The following is a 16,174-nucleotide window of genomic DNA, read 5'->3' as shown; positions in this document are numbered from 1 at the left end:
CCCATGCATCCAGCCTTCTCCGTCGTCTTCTTCACCACCGCCACCGGCGCGGGCTACGGCCTGCTCGCGCTGCTGGGCGTGCTCGGAGGCTTCCAGATCATCCCGCCCGATTTCTGGCTGGGCTTCATCGGCATGGGGCTGGCGCTCGGCTTGATCGTAGCCGGACTGTTGTCCTCGACCGGCCACCTCGGCAGACCCGAACGCGCCTGGCGGGCGTTCTCGCAATGGCGCAGTTCATGGCTGTCGCGCGAAGGTGTTGCCTCGGTCATCACCTTCATTCCGGCGGGACTGTTCGGCATCGGTTGGATATTCTTCGGCAAGACCGATGGCTGGGCCGGCATCGCCGGATCTCTGGCCGCCATCGGCGCAATCATCACCGTCTGCACCACCGGCATGATCTATGCGTCGCTGAAGCCGATCGCCCAATGGCACAGCCGCTTCACCTTGCCCGGCTATCTCATCTTCTCGGCAATGACCGGCAGCGTGCTGCTGAACGCGCTTTTGCAGGGGTTTGCTCTCGGCTCGAAGATGCTTCTGGCGGCTTGCTTGCTGCTTACTTTGCTCGGCTGGGGCTGGAAAGTGGCGACCTGGCGCTACAACGACCGATTGGAGATCGCGACCACCGCCAACACCGCGACCGGGTTGGCCGGAGGCACGGTGCGGTCGCTGGAATGGCCGCATACCGAGGAAAATTATCTGCTCAAGGAAATGGGTTTCCGCATCGCGCGCAAGCACGGCACGCGACTGCGCCAGATCACCCAGCTTCTGGCCTTCGTGTTGCCCTTGGGGCTGCTCGCCATTGTGTTCGCCCTGCCATGGCCGCTGGCAGCGTTGCTGCCGGTACTTGCTGCTGCAATCCAGTTCGCCGGCATGCTGGTCGAACGTTGGCTGTTCTTCGCCGAGGCGAAGCACACGGTTACGCTCTACTATGGCAGGTAAGGTTGTTTAGCCCGGCCGCAGCATCGAGCCGGAAATGGCAAAGATGCGTTGGGCGCCCAGCATATAAGCCATCAGCGTGTCCAGCCGGAACAGCCCGGCATAGGCGCGGTCGAGCACGTTGAGCGAGCCGGTATAGGCGCCGAAGGCCGGCATGATCATGCGGCCGCCGTCGCCGGCAAAGCAGCGGCGCCTCACCGAGCGGCCCTGCTGGACTATGCGGGCGCAGGGATGCAGATGGCCCGCTATTTCGCCTTCGACACGCTGCTTCGACGGCTCATGCCGAAACAGCAGGGAGCCTATAGCAAGTTCACGCACCGTTTCGCCGGGCAGATCGGCTGGCGCTTCCGGATCATGATTGCCGGCAACCCAGAACCATTGCCGGCCTGATATCAGCGCTTCCAGCCGCTCGCGGAAACTTGCGTGCATACGTTGGGCGCCGCCGCCATCGTGAAAGCTGTCGCCCAGGCTGATGACGATCGACGGCTGGTAGTCCGATATCACGGCCTGAAGCCGCAGCAAGGTCGCACCGGTGTCGTAGGGCGGAATCAGCGTGCCGCGGCGTGCCAGCGACGAACCCTTTTCCAGATGCAGATCGGACACGGCCAGAAGCCGCAGATCCGGAAAATAGAGCACGCCGCGCGGGTCGCAGACAGCGCGCTCGCCGGCGATGCCGACGAGATCGGCCTCGGCGATCAGCGATGTGCGCGCCAGCGAAAAATTCATTCCTCAGCCATTCCCGGCCCCATGGCCTCCTCGACCAATGTCGCCGCATCCATCAAAAGCGTTTCATCGGCTTCGCCATGGACCGGCATCTTGCCGATCTCGAGCATGATCGGCACGGCGAGCGGCGATATCTGTTCGAGTGCCTTATGCACGATTCGACCCTGGATGCGCGAGAGCATGTCGGCAAGTCTGCTGACATCGAGCAGACCGGTCGCTGCGTCGGCGCGTGTTGCCTGCAGCAGAATGTGGTCCGGTTCATGGCTGCGCAGCACATCGTAGATCAGGTCGGTCGAGACCGTGACCTGGCGGCCGCTCTTTTCCTGGCCGGGGTGGCGTTTCTCGATCAATCCCGAAATCAGTGCACAATTGCGGAAAGTGCGCTTGAGAAGCCAGCTATCGGCCAGCCAGGCTTCGAGGTCATCGCCCAGCATATCCTGGTCGAAAAGCGCGCCAAGCGAAGGCTTCCTGGCTTTGAACATCGCGCCCATGTCGCCCAATGACCATATCGCCAGCGCATAATCGGTGGCGACAAAGCCGAGCGGCCTGGCTCCTGCCCTGTCGAGACGGCGGGTGAGGAGCATGCCGAGCGTCTGGTGCGCCAGCCTGCCCTCGAACGGGTAAGCCACCAGATAGTGGCGGTTGCCTCGTGGAAAGGTCTCGATCAGCAGGTCGTCGCGTTTGGGAAGCACCGATTTGTCGGCCTGGAATCGCAGCCAGTCGGCGACCTGCTCGGGCAGCTTCTTCCATCGCTGCGGGTCGTCCAGCATGATGCGGACCTGTTCGGCGAGATAGGTCGAAAGCGGGAACTTGCCGCCGCCATAGTAAGGCACCTTGGCATCGCTGCCGGGCGCGTTCGACACGAAGCATTCATTCTCGCGGATGCCTTCGAAGCGCAGCACCTTGCCGGCGAACATGAAGGTGTCGCCATGCGTCAACGTTTCGAGGAAGGCCTCCTCGATCTTGCCGAGAACCCGGCCGCCGCGCGAAGCCGCACCTTTGCCGCCGGCCTTGATATAGCGCACATTCAGCGCCGGAACCTCGATGATGGTGCCGACATTCAGCCTGTATTGCTGGGCGACGCGCGGATTGGACACCCGCCAGAATCCATCCTTGTTCAGGCGTATACGGGCGTAGCGCTCGTAATTCTTGAGCGCATAGCCGCCGGTGGCGACGAAATCGATGACGCGGTCGAAAGTCGGCCGGTCGAGGCTGACATAGGGTGCTGCCGTTCGCACTTCCTCGAACAGATCATCGGCACGGAACGGCGCGCCGCAGGCGCAACCGAGCACATGCTGGGCCAGTACATCGAGCCCGCCATCGATCAAGGGAGGCGTGTCCTGCGCGCCTAGATAGTTGGCATCGAGGGCGGCCCGGCATTCCAGCACCTCAAAGCGGTTGGCCGGGATGAGGATCGCCTTGGAGGGCTCATCCATGCGGTGGTTGGCGCGGCCGATGCGTTGCGCCAGCCGGCTCGCCCCCTTCGGCGCGCCGACATGCACGACCAGATCGACATCGCCCCAGTCGATGCCGAGGTCGAGCGTCGAGGTGGCGACGATGGCACGCAGCGCGTTTTCTCCCATCGCCTTTTCCACGCGCCGGCGCTGGGCGACGTCGAGCGAACCGTGATGCAGCGCGATCGGCAACGTATCCTCGTTGACCCGCCACAATTCCTGGAACAGCAGCTCCGCCTGGCTGCGCGTGTTGACGAACAGCAGGGTCGTCTTGTGGCGCTTGATCTCGCGATAGATTTCCGGCGTGGCGTAACGCGCCGAATGTCCCGCCCATGGCACTCGCTCTTCGGAATCGAGGATGGAAATCTCCGGTTTCGCGCCCCCGGTGACGACGATCAGTTCCGCCATGTCATGGCCTGTCGAACCCTTGGGCGGATTCTGGCTGACCAGCCAGCGCCGCAACTCGTCCGGTTCGGCCACAGTCGCCGACAGGCCGATTGTCTGCAGACCGGGGACAAAGCTGCGCAACCGCGCCAGACCGAGCGCCAGCAGATGCCCGCGTTTCGACGTCACCAGCGAGTGCAGTTCGTCGAGCACGACGTAGCGCAGATCCTCGAAGAAACGTTTTGCATCGCCTGCCGCTATCAGCAGCGCCAGTTGCTCGGGCGTGGTCAGCAGGATGTCGGGCGGCACCAGCTTCTGGCGCTGGCGCTTGTGCGCCGGCGTGTCTCCGGTGCGCGTCTCGATGGTGACGGGCAGGCCGATTTCCTCCACCGGCTTGCCGAGATTGCGCTCGATGTCAACGGCCAGTGCCTTCAGCGGTGAGATGTAGAGCGTGTGGATACCGCGACGCGCCTGGCCCGGCTTTCTCTTGGGCCTGTTGGCCAGTTCGGTGAGCGAAGGCAGGAACCCGGCCAGCGTCTTGCCGGCACCGGTCGGCGCAATCAGCAGGACTGATTGCCCGGCCTGGGCTTTCGCCAGAAGTTCGATCTGATGGGCGCGCGGCGACCAGCCTTTCTCGCCAAACCATCTGATGAATGGTTCGGGCAGGGCCACGGCGGCATTCTGTTCGGCAAGGCGCGGCTGCTCTGTCACCCGCCAGAGGTAGCGCGACGGCGGCTAATCGCCAAGAAGAATCGGAACAAAAGGGGATCGTTCTTCCCTAAGGCCGCCGAAACCCTGTCGGACCGCCGTAGAGATAACCGATGCGATCAACCGCGTCCTTCAGCCCTTCGCGCGACACCAGCATGGTGTGGCCGTTGGCGTGGATCATCGTGTCGGCATCGGTCATGACGGCGACATGGCCCTTCCAGAACACCAGATCGCCGCGTCGCAACCCTGAGAAACCAGGTCCCGGTTCCAGCGGCTCGCCAAGTGTCGCCGCCTGCATATCGGAATCGCGCAGCACGTCTCTGCCGGCCATACGCATCGCCAGTTGCACCAGCCCCGAACAGTCGATGCCGAAACCGGAAGTACCGCCCCAGAGATAAGGTGTTCCTAGAAACGCCTCGGCAACCGCGACATAGTCGGAGGCAGCTTCGCTGAGCGGCCGCAGGTGACCTGCGATCAGCGCCTCGCCGGAAGGCAGGACCGCATAATGCGTACCGCGCGTCTCGGCGGCCTCCGTCACTGTCACCGTCGACCCCATCGACAATTGTCCGGCGATCGGAAAGCGCAGATCCGGCCCGGGGTAAAGGAAGGTGCGCGGCACGCAGACGATGTGCGTCGGCGCATGGTCCCGTTTGCCCAGCATCGTGTCGGCGACATAGCCGACATAGCCGTCGCGTTCGGCCTGGACCCAGGCCCAGCCTTCAGCGACATCGAAGACCAGGACATCGTCGCCGAACAAAAGTTGCGTGTTGACCCCGGCGTCCGGCCGCGGCGCCTTGCGCATATCGGCCACTGAAGCGGTGACCCGCGCCGGCCGGCCGGCGACGAAGCGGTCGGCGACGACCTCACCCTTCAGCCGTGCATCGGCAAGGTCGGAGCGAAAAGCGTGAAGGCGGGCATCCCTGGCAGTCAAATCGAGCACTCTGTTGAAAAGGTAATTCGCTCACATCGGCAGTTCGAGCGCCTTGGCGATGATACCATCGCCGAAGCGCTCGACAAAGAGCGCGCCCTCGACCGTGCGCCTGATCAGAACATTGCGCTTGTCGAGTTCGTCGCGATGGCGCGAGACGAGTTTCAAAGCGCCCATCGTGTCGAGCGCGCGGGTGATCACGGGCTTGGTGACATTGAGGCGCGCGGCGAGCCCGCGCACGGTGTGCGGCGGCGGATCGAGATAGATGGTGAACAGGATTGCCGTCTGGCGCATGGTCAGATCGGGCGCGTCGTCGCGCACCTGCGACAGCATCACCTGCTGCCACAGTCGCAAGGCCTGGCTCGGGCGCATCGCAATCGACATCGCGCCAGCATGACGGCAAATTGTTTCGGTTCCGTTTCAGTCAAAGCGATTGCCGTCTCTCGCCTGCGACTGTCAGCCGTAGCGTTTCGCGATGATCCGCTCCAGCGCGCGGATGCCTTGTGCCTCACCGCCGGCGGGGCCATGCGGACGGTCAGCCGGGTTCCAGGCGAAGATGTCGAAATGCGCCCAGCCCGCGGTTTTTTCGACGAAGCGCTTGAGGAACAGCGCCGCGGTGATCGAGCCGGCGAAACCATCCGGGGTGACATTGTTGATGTCGGCGATCTTCGACGACAGTTTTGCATCGTAGGGCTGCCACAGCGGCATGCGCCACAGCGGATCCTCGACCGCGACGGAAGCCGCCGCAAGATCGGATGCCAGCGCTTCGTCACTTGTGTAGAACGGCGGCAGATCGGGGCCGAGCGCGACACGGGCAGCCCCGGTCAGTGTCGCCATGTCGACCAGAAGCTGCGGCTCCTCCTCGTCGGCCAGCGCCAGCGCATCGGCCAGCACCAGCCGTCCCTCGGCATCCGTGTTGCCGATCTCGACAGTGATGCCCTTGCGGCTCACCAGCACGTCGCCAGGCCGGAAGGCGTTGCCGGCAATCGAATTCTCAACTGCGGGAATGAGCACGCGCAGTCGCACATTCAGCCCGGCAGCCATGATCATCGAGGCGAGGCCAAGCACATTGGCGGCACCGCCCATGTCCTTTTTCATCAGCAGCATGCCGGACGATGGCTTGATGTCGAGACCACCCGTATCGAAGCAGACGCCCTTGCCGACCAGCGTCACCTTCGGCGCCCCTTGCTGCCCCCACTGCATATCGATCAGGCGCGGCGCGCCGGCCGACGCACGGCCGACAGCATGGATCATCGGGAAATTCCGGTCGAGGAGATCGTCACCCTTGACCACCGAGACTTCGGCCTTGTGCCTGGCAGCCAGGGTCCGCACCGCCTCCTCCAAATCTTCCGGGCCCATATCGCTGGTCGGCGTGTTGACCAGATCGCGTGTCAGGAAGACGCCATCGGCAATGCGGCGAACGCGCCCGGCATCGACGCCTGCCGGCAGGCCGAAGCGCAGCGCCCTGCCTGACTTCTTGCCGTAACGGGTGAAGACATAGCCGCCGAGCACCAGTGCGGTGGCCGCGAGTTCGGGCTCGACCGGCGCCGAGGCGAAATGCCAGTCGCCTTCCGGCAAGGCCTTCGACAGTGCGCCGAGGGCGAGCGCGCCCTCGCCATCGCCGAGGCCGAACAAGGCGCCGCCGAGCGCCCCGTTTTCGCCGGGCACGACCAGCGTCCTGCCTGCCTCGCCGGAAAAGCCGTTGGCCCTGGCCCAGGCGACAGCGGCCGGCGCAAGGCCGGCCGCGTCCAGACCGTCCCTGGCGATCAGATGGACCGGCAGCGCGCCCGGCAATGTCTTCCCGACGAGTTCGACAGGCATGCGATGTTCTCCGTGTGAGTCGCCATTCTTAACCGTCCGTTAGGGTTAACAGAATATTTCTGCGGGAGGGAAGACGGCCACGCAATGGCCGCGCATGAATGGAGGCTTAGGTGGCCATGCCGACCAACCGCAGGATCGATGCCAGGGGAAAACGGCTCATCATCACGGCCCTTGTGCTGGCGCTGGCGGCGGGCGTCGCCGGTTGCGGAACCGACAAGCTCTCCACCGGCTCTATCGCACGCACCGGCGGCAAACCGCTGGAAAGCATGTCGGCCGGGGAACTGCACAATGCCACCGGCGCACTCGGCCAATCCTACGCGAAGAACCCCAACGACAAGCGGATCGCGACGAATTATGCGGCGGCATTGCAGATGGATGGCGACGCCGATCAGTCGCTCGCCGTGATGCGCAAGCTCGCCATCGCTTTGCCCAAGGATCGTGACGTGCTTGCCTCCTATGGCAAGGCGCTGGCCGCCAATGGCCAGTTCGAGGCGGCGCTCGACGCCGTGCGCCGCGCTCAAACACCGGAATATCCCGACTGGAAGCTGGTGTCGGCCGAAGCGGCCATTCTCGACCAGACTGGCCAGAAGGACGATGCACGCCAGCTTTACCGCAAGGCGCTCGACCTCAAGCCGAACGAGCCTTCCGTGCTCTCCAATCTTGGCATGTCGTATGTGCTGGAAGGTGACCTGCGCACCGCCGAAACCTATATGCGCTCGGCCGCGCAGCAGCCGAATGCGGACAGCCGCGTCCGCCAGAACCTGGCACTGGTCGTCGGCCTGCAAGGCCGGTTCGACGAGGCCGAGAAGATCGCCTCGCAGGAGCTCTCGCCCGAACAGGCGCAGGCAAACGTCGCCTATCTCAGGCAGATGTTGGCCCAGCAGAATGCCTGGAGCCAGCTCAAGGACCAGGACAAGCCGAAATCCGCGACCAACTGAGACCACAATCCCGATGCCCAACGAAGAAGCCGCGCTGCATGCGCGGCTTCTTCGTTTGAGGGAATGCAGGAATTTACCTCGCCGCTACTGGGCGTTTGTTGCCGGCGCCGCATGATCGCCGAAGATACCGCGTTGGCTGACCTGAATGCCGGCGGGACCCAAAATGATGGCGAAGAGCACCGGCAGGAAAAACAGGATCATCGGCACGGTAAGTTTTGGCGGCAGGGCGGCCGCCTTCTTCTCGGCCGCATTCATGCGCATGTCGCGGCTTTCGGCGGCAAGCACGCGCAGTGCATGCGCCACCGGCGTGCCGTAACGCTCGGCCTGGACGAGCGCCTGCGACACCGACTTGACCGAATCCAGGCCGGTGCGGCTTGCCAGGTTCTCGTAGGCCTGCTTGCGCTCCGGCAGATAGGAAAGCTCGGCGTTGGTGAGGATGAATTCTTCCGCCAGCGCCACCGATTGCGCACCGATCTCGTCGGCGACCTTGCGCAGTGCCGCTTCCACCGACATGCCCGATTCGACGCAGATCAGCATCAGATCGAGCCCATCCGGCCATGCCATCTGGATCGACTGCTTGCGCTTGGTGGCGCGGTTGTTGACGTAGATGACCGGTGCGTAGAAGCCGCCGTAAGCAACGAGGACGCAGACGAACAGCCTGATGACCAGTGGCTTGTCGGGCAGCCCTCCGAGCACGAAGATGTAGATTGCGGCCAGCGCGAAACCGACAAAAGGAAGCACGAGACGGAAGAAAAGGAACCGCGTCAGCGGATTCTGTCCACGAAAACCGGCCACCTTGAGTTTCTGCAATGTGCTCTCATCGGCGAGCGCGCGTCTCAGATCCAGCCGGTCGACAATGTTGCGCATGCCGATCGACTGTTCCTCGCGCAAGCCCTTGCGACGGCGGTCGGCCTCGACCGCAAGCCGGGCGCGCTGTTGCGCACGCAGTTCGTCGCGTTCCAGCGCAACGGATTTCATGCGTGACTTGAGCTGGTTTCCGCCAAACGCCGGCAGCAAGGTGAGGACGGTCGCAAACACCGCTATCGCGGCCAGCATCGCGATCAGGAAGCTCGGATCCGTCAGGGTCTTGATGACTTGCTCGGTCATGCCAGCATCCTAGACTTCGAAGTTCATCATCTTGCGCATCACCAGGATGCCGATCGACATCCAAACCGCAGAGCAACCAAGGATCAGGTTTCCGACGCTGGTGTTGAACAGCGGCATCAGGTAGGCCGGGCTCGACAGGTAGACGAGAAAGGCGACGATGAAGGGCAGCGCACCGATGATCGCGGCGGACGCCTTCGCTTCCATCGACAGCGCCGCGACCTTGGCTTTCATCTTCTTGCGATCGCGAAGCACGCGCGAAAGATTGCCCAGCGCCTCGGAGAGATTGCCGCCGGCCTGCGATTGAATCTGGATAACGATGCCGAAGAAGCTTGCCTCGGTGCAAGGCATGGTTTCGGGCATGCGCAAGGTCGCGTCGGGGATAGAGAGGCCCATCTGCTGTGAATCGACGATGCGGCGAAACTCGGTCTTCACGGGTTCGGGCGATTCGTTGGCGATCAGGCGCACGGCGTCGTTCAGCGGCAGGCCGGATTTGACCGCACGCACGATGATGTCGAGCGCATTTGGAAATTCGTTGAGGAATGCCTTGACCCGGCGGGCGCGACGAAACGTGACGAACCAGCGCGGCAGGCCCAGCCCCCCGGCCAGCAGCACGCCCGGCAAGGCGATCAGCGGGGCTCCGGCCACAAAGGCGACCATCGTCAAAACGATGCCGCATATTGCGGAATATATATAGAAACGCTCGATGGTGGTCTTGAGGTCGGCCTGACGAAGCTGGGCTTTCAGCGGCGGTTTCTTGACGCGGCTGTCCTTGGTTTTCTGCTTGGCGTCGAGTTCGTTGAGAGAATCCTGAACCGATTTGCGCCGCTTGGTGGCTTCCGCCACGCGGTCGCGCGAGGCCTTGACCACGGAGCGATCCGTCTCGGCGGTCCTGATCGTTTCGAGCCGCTTGCCGACCTGTTTCTCGTTGCTGATCCGGGTGAACAGAAATGCATAAGCGACGGCGCCGGCGCTGAAGCCGGCGAGCACGACAAACGCCAGTACTGTGCCGTCAATTCCAAACATTGGCCCGAACCCTTACACCCCAGCACACGTCAGTCAGCGCGTTTCTCCATCGCCTCGAGCGCAATGGCGAGACGCTGCTCCTCGCCGTAATAACGTGCGCGCTCCCAGAAATGCGGACGGCCTATGCCGGTCGATACGTGCTCACCCAACAGCCGGCCGTTGGCGTCCTCACCCTTGATGTTGTAGAGGACGATATCCTGCGTGATGATGACGTCGCCTTCCATCCCGATCACCTCGGTGATGTGGGTGATGCGGCGCGATCCGTCGCGCAGGCGCGCCGCCTGGATGATCACGTCGATGGAGCCGACGACGATTTCGCGCACTGTCTTCTGCGGCAGCGAATAACCGCCCATGGCAATCATGGATTCTATGCGGTTCAGGCATTCGCGCGGGCTGTTCGAGTGGATCGTGCCCATCGAGCCGTCATGGCCGGTGTTCATCGCCTGCAGAAGATCGAACACTTCGGGTCCGCGCACTTCGCCGACGATGATGCGCTCGGGACGCATGCGGAGGCAGTTCTTGACCAGGTCGCGCATCGTCACCTCACCCTCGCCCTCCAAATTGGGCGGGCGGGTTTCGAGGCGTACCACATGCGGCTGCTGCAATTGCAGCTCGGCCGAGTCTTCGCAGGTGATGACGCGCTCCTCGCGGTCGATATAGTTGGTCAGGCAATTGAGCAGCGTGGTCTTGCCCGAACCGGTGCCGCCCGAGATCACGATGTTGCAGCGAACACGACTGATGATCTTGAGAACTTCGGCGCCCTGCGGCGAGATGGCGCCGAACTTGACCAGTTGATCGAGCGTCAGCTTGTCCTTCTTGAATTTACGGATGGTGAGCGTGGCACCGTCGATGGAGAGCGGCGGCGCGATGACGTTGACGCGGGAGCCGTCGGGAAGGCGCGCGTCGCAGATCGGGCTGGATTCGTCGACGCGGCGGCCAACCTGGCTGACGATGCGCTGGCAGATGTTGAGGAGCTGCTGGTTGTCACGAAAGCGGATGCCGGTCTGTTCGACCTTGCCGTTGACTTCGATGTAGACGTTCCTGGAGCCGTTGACCATGATGTCTGCGATGTCGTCGCGGGCGAGCAGCGGCTCGAGCGGCCCATAACCGAGCACGTCGTTGCAGATGTCCTCGAGCAGCTCTTCCTGCTCCGCGATCGTCATTGCGAAGTTCTTGATCGCGATGATGTCGTTGACGATATCGCGGATTTCCTCGCGCGCGCTTTCAGGATCAAGCTTGGAAAGCTGCGACAGATCGATGGTGTCGATGAGCGCGGAGAAGACCTGGCTCTTGGTATCGTAATAAGTTTCGCTCTTTTCGCGCTGTGCCCGCTTCGGCTCAGGCGCCAATGGCGGTGCCTCGACCGCACGGCGCGCCGGCGGCGCGACAGGCGCGCTTGGCGCCGCCGCGGGCCGGGTCAGAACCGCCGTGTCCATGGAACCTGCAGCCGGCGGCGCAACAGGCGCCGGTGCTGGCTGGCGAAATTCCGGCGTGAACCGGTTGCCGTCGTCGCTGCCTCTTTTACCAAACATGATCGACTACCGATTCCACTGCTGAAGCGTCACTTCTTGTTGCGCGAGAGCTTGCCGAGCAGGCTGCCGAGCCCGGCCTTCTTCTTGATCTTGATTTCGCTGCGCCCGGTCAGCACATGCGCCATTTCGTTGATCATCGCGACAACCGGGTTCTTGGCATCCATTTCGCCAAGCATGCGTCCGTTGTTGGCGGCATTGCCGAACAGCAACGGATCAAAAGCAATGACCGACATCGGCGACAGGCCGAGCGGCTCGGCGAAATCGGACGGCGAAATCTCCGGGCGCTTCGGCACGCCTGCCTGGTTGATGATCAGCTTGGGCGGCGGATCATTGGGACGAAGCCGCTTGAGCATATCGACGAGGTTCTTGGTGTTCCGCAGATTGGCAAGTTCCGGTGTCGCAGTGATGACGATCTCGTCGGCCTTGACCAGGGTGTTCTTGGTCCAGCCCGTCCAGGCATGGGGGACGTCTAGCACCAGAAGCGGCACGCTGCGCTGGGCGGTGTCGATGAGCTGAACGAAGGCCTCGGGATCGAAATCATAGACCCGTTCGAGCGTCGAAGGTGCTGCCAGCAGCGACAGATGCTCGGCGCACTGGGTCAGCAGCCGGTCAAGATAGACTTCATCGATGCGCTCCGGCGAAAACACCGCTTCGGCGATGCCTTGCGCCGGATCCTGGTCGAAATTCATGTTGGCGGTGCCGAAAGCCAGATCGAGATCAGCGACGACCACTTCGGATTTGAACAGGGAGGACATCGCCCAAGCCACATTGTGGGCGATCGTCGAAGAGCCGACACCGCCCTTGGCGCCGACGAAGGCGATCGAGCGGCCGAGCGGCTCGGCTTCCGGATCGATAAAAATCGACGACACCACGCTGACGATGTCGGCCATCGAGACCGGCGCGATCACATATTCGGAAATGCCGTTGCGGATGAGCTCGCGGTAGAGACCGACATCATTGTAGTGACCGATCACCACCACCTTCGACGTCGGATCGCAATATTCCGAAAGCTGGGCGAGTTGTTCCAGCAATTGCTTGGGCTCGCTGCGCGATTCCAGCAGGATCAAATTGGGCGTCGGCGCCGATTGGTAGAATTCGATGGCAGTGGGGACGCCGCCCATATGGACCTTGAGATGCGCCTTCGTCATGCGGCGGTCCTCGCCGGCGCGCTCGACCGGATTGGCAACGCCCTCGGTCTCGCAGAACGCCTGGATCGAGATGCGCGGGATCGGCCGCAACGCCTGCATCGCGGCGATGTCCTGCTGCGAGGTATCGCTGCCATCCACCGGGGCGTCGTAGGCAAGGTTGCTCATCGTCATGCTCTTTCGCGTAGCCTGTTCTGTTCGAGACTGCGGCTCAGTACGTCACTTCCGAATTGCCGAGGAACTCATCTGAGATGCCTCTCTTTTGGTAGACCTCGATGGCTTGGCTACGATTTGCCGGATCAATATTGGCAGGCTTGCGCGGGCCGAGCAGGTCGGTCGGGTTGGCCATCTGGGCAGCAAGATTGTTCTGATAGGAGCAGCCGAAGTCGGCATAGTGCTTGTTTTCCGAGGACTCCATCAGATCTTCGGGCCAGCGTCCGCATTTGTCGGTCTGGGCTTTCACCGAGATATAGGCAACGCGAATCGGGGCCGAGGCTTCGGCGGAAGCGGACTGATAGGAGGTCATGACGATCCGGTTGCGCTTGATACCGCTGGCAACCGCCAGCCTGGCGAAATCGCGTCCGGCAGCGGCCGCGGCGATCTCGTTGGCCGAGCCGACCGGGATTGCAATCGTCAACGTCGGGGCGGCGCTTTTGTCATAGCCGTCGAGGAAGCCGAGAAGCGTATCGCGCTGGGAGCCGGTCATACCGCGGTCACCCGCGCCAACCGGCAGGTCGATCTTCTGATTCTTCTCCGCGATCACGATCGGATGGTTGGTGCGATAGTCATCCGGAATGGCGCCGACCGTGATGCTGTCGCGCTGGGCGCAGCCGGCGAGCAGCGCCACCACCGCAACCGCCAGGACCGGAACGAACCGCCGGCGGACCCGCGAACGACCAAAGCGCATCGTTGTGGCGATGGTGCTTGCCTTCACTGCTGACTGAGACATGTCCGCTTCCCCGTTTACTTGTAGATGAAGCCGACAACGCCGTGGTAGCGGCCGTTGGGCTTGTCGGTCTGCATAGTGCCGTAGACGCGATTGACGCGGCCAAGGAACATGCCGGCGCCGTCGCTGGCGGCGTTGAAATTGTCGTCCGGCTTGGCAAGGTCGTTGCGCGCCACGGGCTTCACCAGATAGGGCGTGATGATGATCACGAGCTCCGTCTCGTTGCGCACGAAGTCCCTGCTGCGGAAGAGCGCGCCGAGCACCGGGATCTTGGCCAGTCCGGGCAGCCCGTTGACGGCTTGCCTGACATCGTCGCGGACCAGGCCCGCGATCATCATGGAGCCACCGGAGGGCAGCTCCACCGTCGTGTCGGCAAGACGCTTGCGCAGCGAAAGGGCGTTCATGCCGGCACTTGTCACGCCTTCGGACAACGACACGGATCCCTCGGTTGTCGGCTCGGAAACCGAGGTTCGGACTTTCAGGCTTATGCGGCCGGGAGACAACACCACCGGCTGGAATTCCAGGCCGATGCCGTACTCGATCTTTTCGACGCTGTAGGTCTTCAACCCAGTCCGGTTGTCGTCGGACACCTTCTGGTCGACATTTGTGACCATGTTGTATTCACCACCGACCTTGAAGGTCGCCTTCTCGCCGGATACGGCGGTCAAGGTCGGCTCGGCCAAGGTCTTCATGACCCCGGACTGCTCCATGGCGTTGACATAGGCCTGCAGCCCCGACGCACCGATCTGAAAGCCCGAATTCGACAGCTGCTTGCCGAGACCGGTAAAATTGTCGCTGGCAGCGCTGTAGCTGATGCCGTTGCTGCCGCCGCTGCCGACCATGTTGACGCCGAGCTGCTTCATCACCGAGCGGCTGACTTCGGCGACCGTCACCTTCAGCGTGACCTGATCGTCGCCGATGATCTGGATCAGGTTGACGATCTGGCTGGTGCGGCGCTCCTGGTCCGGGTTGTTGATGTCGACACCGCTCTGGGCCGAGCCGCCGGCCGCCGTCTGTGAATATTGTCCCGTCGTCGCTTCACCACCTGACACGAACATGTTTGCCAGCTGTTCGGCGCGCTTGGCATCCAAGGGAGTATCCACGGTTCCTGTGAGAACGACGTTGTCGTTCAGCAGTTCCACCTTGACCGCCGACGTCGGCAGGAAGCGCCTGATATAATCCTCAAGGCCGGCAACGTCGCGTTCGACGGCCAGATCCAGACTGACGATCTGCTCGCCATTCGGGCCGAAGACAAAGATGTTCGTCTCGCCGACCGCCTTGCCGAACAGGTAGATGCGCCTGGCGGTGCGGGTCACCGCATCGGCCACCGCCGGGTTGGCGACGAGGATGTCGTAGGCATCGCTCGGCAGGTCGATGACCACCGACTTGTTGAGGCCGAGCTTGACGCGCTGGGTGGCCGTCGATGCCGTGACCTGCGCGGTCTTTGCCTCGACGACGCTGCCTTGCACGTTCGTTCCGACGAGCAGCAGGCCGAATGCCGCGGCTACGATTGCCGGCAGTTTGCCACCTAGCTTCATTTCCTTGCTCCCACTTCGGAAACTTCGCCCGACTTGATCAACCTCACCGTTCCCCTGCGGCCATTGCCGGAAACGAGATAGTCGGCCTCACCCACATTCTTTTCCTGCGTGTCCGCGACTGCCCGCAGCGCCAGGGTCAGGCGATCCGCCATCTGTTGGGCGACGGTGATGATCTCCGCCTGCTTGGGTGTCAGTTCCAGCGTGGCGGTCTGGCCCACCCTGGTCTTCTTGCCTTCCTCGTCCTCCTGAATGGTCTGGTCGATGGCCAGGACGCGGATATTCTTGAGGATGGTCTCGGTGTTGAAGCCGGCGGCACCGCTGGCGGCATCGGCCCTGCGGGTCATGATGACATCGACGAAATCGTTGGGAAGAATGAAGCCGCCGGCCGACGTGTCGGCCGAGATGGCCGTGGCCACCGCCCGCATGCCGGAAGGCAGGATCGACGACATGAAGCTCTGCCCCTCGCCGATCAGCTTGGAGCGCCGCAGCGGCTCTCCGGCATACATCGCCACACGGGCAATGGAACCCTTCAGCTTGTCCAGCGCCTCGGGCTCGGCGGTGCGGGTGATGAAATTCGCGTTGACGCCGTCGGAGGGCCAGGATTGCCAGGCGATGTTGTTTTGGATCGGGCTGCCCATCGGAACATCGCCTGAAAGCACAAGCACATCCTGGAGTGCCACTGCCGGGGCCTGGGGAGAGGAATCGACGACGACCTGTGGCGGGGGTGCCACCATGTTCTTCGCAACATAGCCAGCGCCACCCGCCGCGGCCACCGCCACGCTCAGAATTATCAATCGCGATGCTGGCATCTGTCCGAACCCTTGCCCTGGCAAACCACGTAGCCAAGCCGGACTTTGCAGCGGCAATCGTCAAAACAAGGTTAATGTAATACTTACGATCGTGATTAATTTAAGGTTTACACAAATTGGCTGGAATGTGGCCTGATCGGCCAAAACAACCGGGCCGGCCCTGCTGAGAAGGGGTTTCGGCA

14 protein-coding genes are annotated in these 16,174 nt (G+C 62.8%); 2 read left to right on the top strand and 12 right to left on the bottom strand.

Annotated elements, in window-relative coordinates:
* Positions 1 to 3: 3 nt before the first annotated feature.
* Positions 4 to 939, top strand: a complete 936-nt coding sequence (locus NKH52_RS02060) for a dimethyl sulfoxide reductase anchor subunit family protein (protein WP_352728888.1) — start codon at positions 4 to 6, stop codon at positions 937 to 939.
* A 6-nt stretch (positions 940 to 945) separates the two neighbouring features.
* On the opposite strand, the gene pdeM is transcribed toward NKH52_RS02060, so the two are convergent.
* The 5 genes from pdeM to NKH52_RS02035 all read right to left on the bottom strand — a co-directional run bounded on the left by pdeM (position 946) and on the right by NKH52_RS02035 (position 6,954).
* Complete coding sequence (gene pdeM / locus NKH52_RS02055; RefSeq protein ID WP_352554706.1) at positions 946 to 1,662, bottom strand: ligase-associated DNA damage response endonuclease PdeM; 717 nt, start codon at positions 1,660 to 1,662, stop codon at positions 946 to 948.
* A complete protein-coding gene (locus tag NKH52_RS02050) occupies positions 1,659 to 4,208 on the bottom strand; it encodes a ligase-associated DNA damage response DEXH box helicase (RefSeq protein WP_128304348.1) in 2,550 nt (849 codons plus the stop codon). The genes pdeM and NKH52_RS02050 overlap by 4 nt, the downstream gene beginning before the upstream one ends.
* 67 nt (positions 4,209 to 4,275) lie before the next feature.
* A complete protein-coding gene (locus NKH52_RS02045) occupies positions 4,276 to 5,136 on the bottom strand; it encodes a C40 family peptidase (protein WP_352728891.1) in 861 nt (286 codons plus the stop codon).
* Positions 5,137 to 5,166: 30 nt separating this feature from the next.
* Positions 5,167 to 5,517, bottom strand: a complete 351-nt coding sequence (locus NKH52_RS02040; RefSeq protein ID WP_013533675.1) for a MarR family winged helix-turn-helix transcriptional regulator — start codon at positions 5,515 to 5,517, stop codon at positions 5,167 to 5,169.
* Between the two features lie 72 nt (positions 5,518 to 5,589).
* On the bottom strand, positions 5,590 to 6,954 hold the full coding sequence (locus NKH52_RS02035) for a leucyl aminopeptidase family protein (RefSeq protein WP_352728893.1): 1,365 nt from the start codon (positions 6,952 to 6,954) through the stop codon (positions 5,590 to 5,592).
* Between the two features lie 116 nt (positions 6,955 to 7,070).
* Between NKH52_RS02035 and NKH52_RS02030 the strand changes: the two genes are divergently transcribed.
* A complete protein-coding gene (locus NKH52_RS02030) occupies positions 7,071 to 7,892 on the top strand; it encodes a tetratricopeptide repeat protein (protein WP_352631082.1) in 822 nt (273 codons plus the stop codon).
* 84 nt (positions 7,893 to 7,976) lie between these two features.
* Here NKH52_RS02030 and NKH52_RS02025 read toward each other — a convergent pair whose 3' ends face one another.
* From NKH52_RS02025 to cpaB, 7 genes are read right to left on the bottom strand one after another with little or no spacing between them, the layout of a single operon-like run.
* Positions 7,977 to 8,999, bottom strand: coding sequence for a type II secretion system F family protein (locus tag NKH52_RS02025; protein ID WP_352728895.1), 1,023 nt, complete (start codon positions 8,997 to 8,999; stop codon positions 7,977 to 7,979).
* Positions 9,000 to 9,008: 9 nt separating this feature from the next.
* Positions 9,009 to 10,022, bottom strand: coding sequence for a type II secretion system F family protein (locus NKH52_RS02020; RefSeq protein ID WP_128304345.1), 1,014 nt, complete (start codon positions 10,020 to 10,022; stop codon positions 9,009 to 9,011).
* A gap of 29 nt (positions 10,023 to 10,051) precedes the next feature.
* Positions 10,052 to 11,554, bottom strand: a complete 1,503-nt coding sequence (locus tag NKH52_RS02015) for a TadA family conjugal transfer-associated ATPase (RefSeq protein WP_352439645.1) — start codon at positions 11,552 to 11,554, stop codon at positions 10,052 to 10,054.
* Positions 11,555 to 11,583: 29 nt separating this feature from the next.
* Entirely contained in the window at positions 11,584 to 12,873 is a 1,290-nt protein-coding gene (locus NKH52_RS02010; RefSeq protein WP_032909185.1) for a CpaE/TadZ family protein, read from the bottom strand.
* A 37-nt stretch (positions 12,874 to 12,910) separates the two neighbouring features.
* Positions 12,911 to 13,648 (bottom strand): CpaD family pilus assembly protein, encoded by a 738-nt coding sequence (locus NKH52_RS02005; RefSeq protein ID WP_352728897.1) that lies wholly within the window; start codon positions 13,646 to 13,648, stop codon positions 12,911 to 12,913.
* Positions 13,649 to 13,662: 14 nt separating this feature from the next.
* Positions 13,663 to 15,183, bottom strand: coding sequence for a type II and III secretion system protein family protein (locus NKH52_RS02000; RefSeq protein WP_352728899.1), 1,521 nt, complete (start codon positions 15,181 to 15,183; stop codon positions 13,663 to 13,665).
* Positions 15,180 to 15,992, bottom strand: a complete 813-nt coding sequence (cpaB, locus tag NKH52_RS01995) for a Flp pilus assembly protein CpaB (protein ID WP_352728901.1) — start codon at positions 15,990 to 15,992, stop codon at positions 15,180 to 15,182. Before cpaB ends, NKH52_RS02000 begins: the two co-directional genes overlap by 4 nt.
* Positions 15,993 to 16,174: the final 182 nt, after the last annotated feature.

It is taken from the genome of Mesorhizobium sp. M1066, assembly GCF_040318635.1.
Lineage (GTDB): Bacteria > Pseudomonadota > Alphaproteobacteria > Rhizobiales > Rhizobiaceae > Mesorhizobium.
The sequence above is the reverse complement of the archived record's forward strand: the minus strand, read 5'-3'. Positions and strand labels throughout refer to the sequence as shown.

Coding starts and splice junctions, on each gene's coding strand:
- NKH52_RS02010 (WP_032909185.1), bottom strand. CDS start 12,873: ATGACGATGAGCAACCTTGCCTACGACGCCCCGGTGGATGGCAGCGAT.
- NKH52_RS02060 (WP_352728888.1), top strand. CDS start 4: ATGCATCCAGCCTTCTCCGTCGTCTTCTTCACCACCGCCACCGGCGCG.
- NKH52_RS02005 (WP_352728897.1), bottom strand. CDS start 13,648: ATGTCTCAGTCAGCAGTGAAGGCAAGCACCATCGCCACAACGATGCGC.
- NKH52_RS02040 (WP_013533675.1), bottom strand. CDS start 5,517: ATGTCGATTGCGATGCGCCCGAGCCAGGCCTTGCGACTGTGGCAGCAG.
- cpaB (WP_352728901.1), bottom strand. CDS start 15,992: ATGCCAGCATCGCGATTGATAATTCTGAGCGTGGCGGTGGCCGCGGCG.
- NKH52_RS02020 (WP_128304345.1), bottom strand. CDS start 10,022: ATGTTTGGAATTGACGGCACAGTACTGGCGTTTGTCGTGCTCGCCGGC.
- pdeM (WP_352554706.1), bottom strand. CDS start 1,662: ATGAATTTTTCGCTGGCGCGCACATCGCTGATCGCCGAGGCCGATCTC.
- NKH52_RS02035 (WP_352728893.1), bottom strand. CDS start 6,954: ATGCCTGTCGAACTCGTCGGGAAGACATTGCCGGGCGCGCTGCCGGTC.
- NKH52_RS02000 (WP_352728899.1), bottom strand. CDS start 15,183: ATGAAGCTAGGTGGCAAACTGCCGGCAATCGTAGCCGCGGCATTCGGC.
- NKH52_RS02015 (WP_352439645.1), bottom strand. CDS start 11,554: ATGTTTGGTAAAAGAGGCAGCGACGACGGCAACCGGTTCACGCCGGAA.
- NKH52_RS02025 (WP_352728895.1), bottom strand. CDS start 8,999: ATGACCGAGCAAGTCATCAAGACCCTGACGGATCCGAGCTTCCTGATC.
- NKH52_RS02030 (WP_352631082.1), top strand. CDS start 7,071: ATGCCGACCAACCGCAGGATCGATGCCAGGGGAAAACGGCTCATCATC.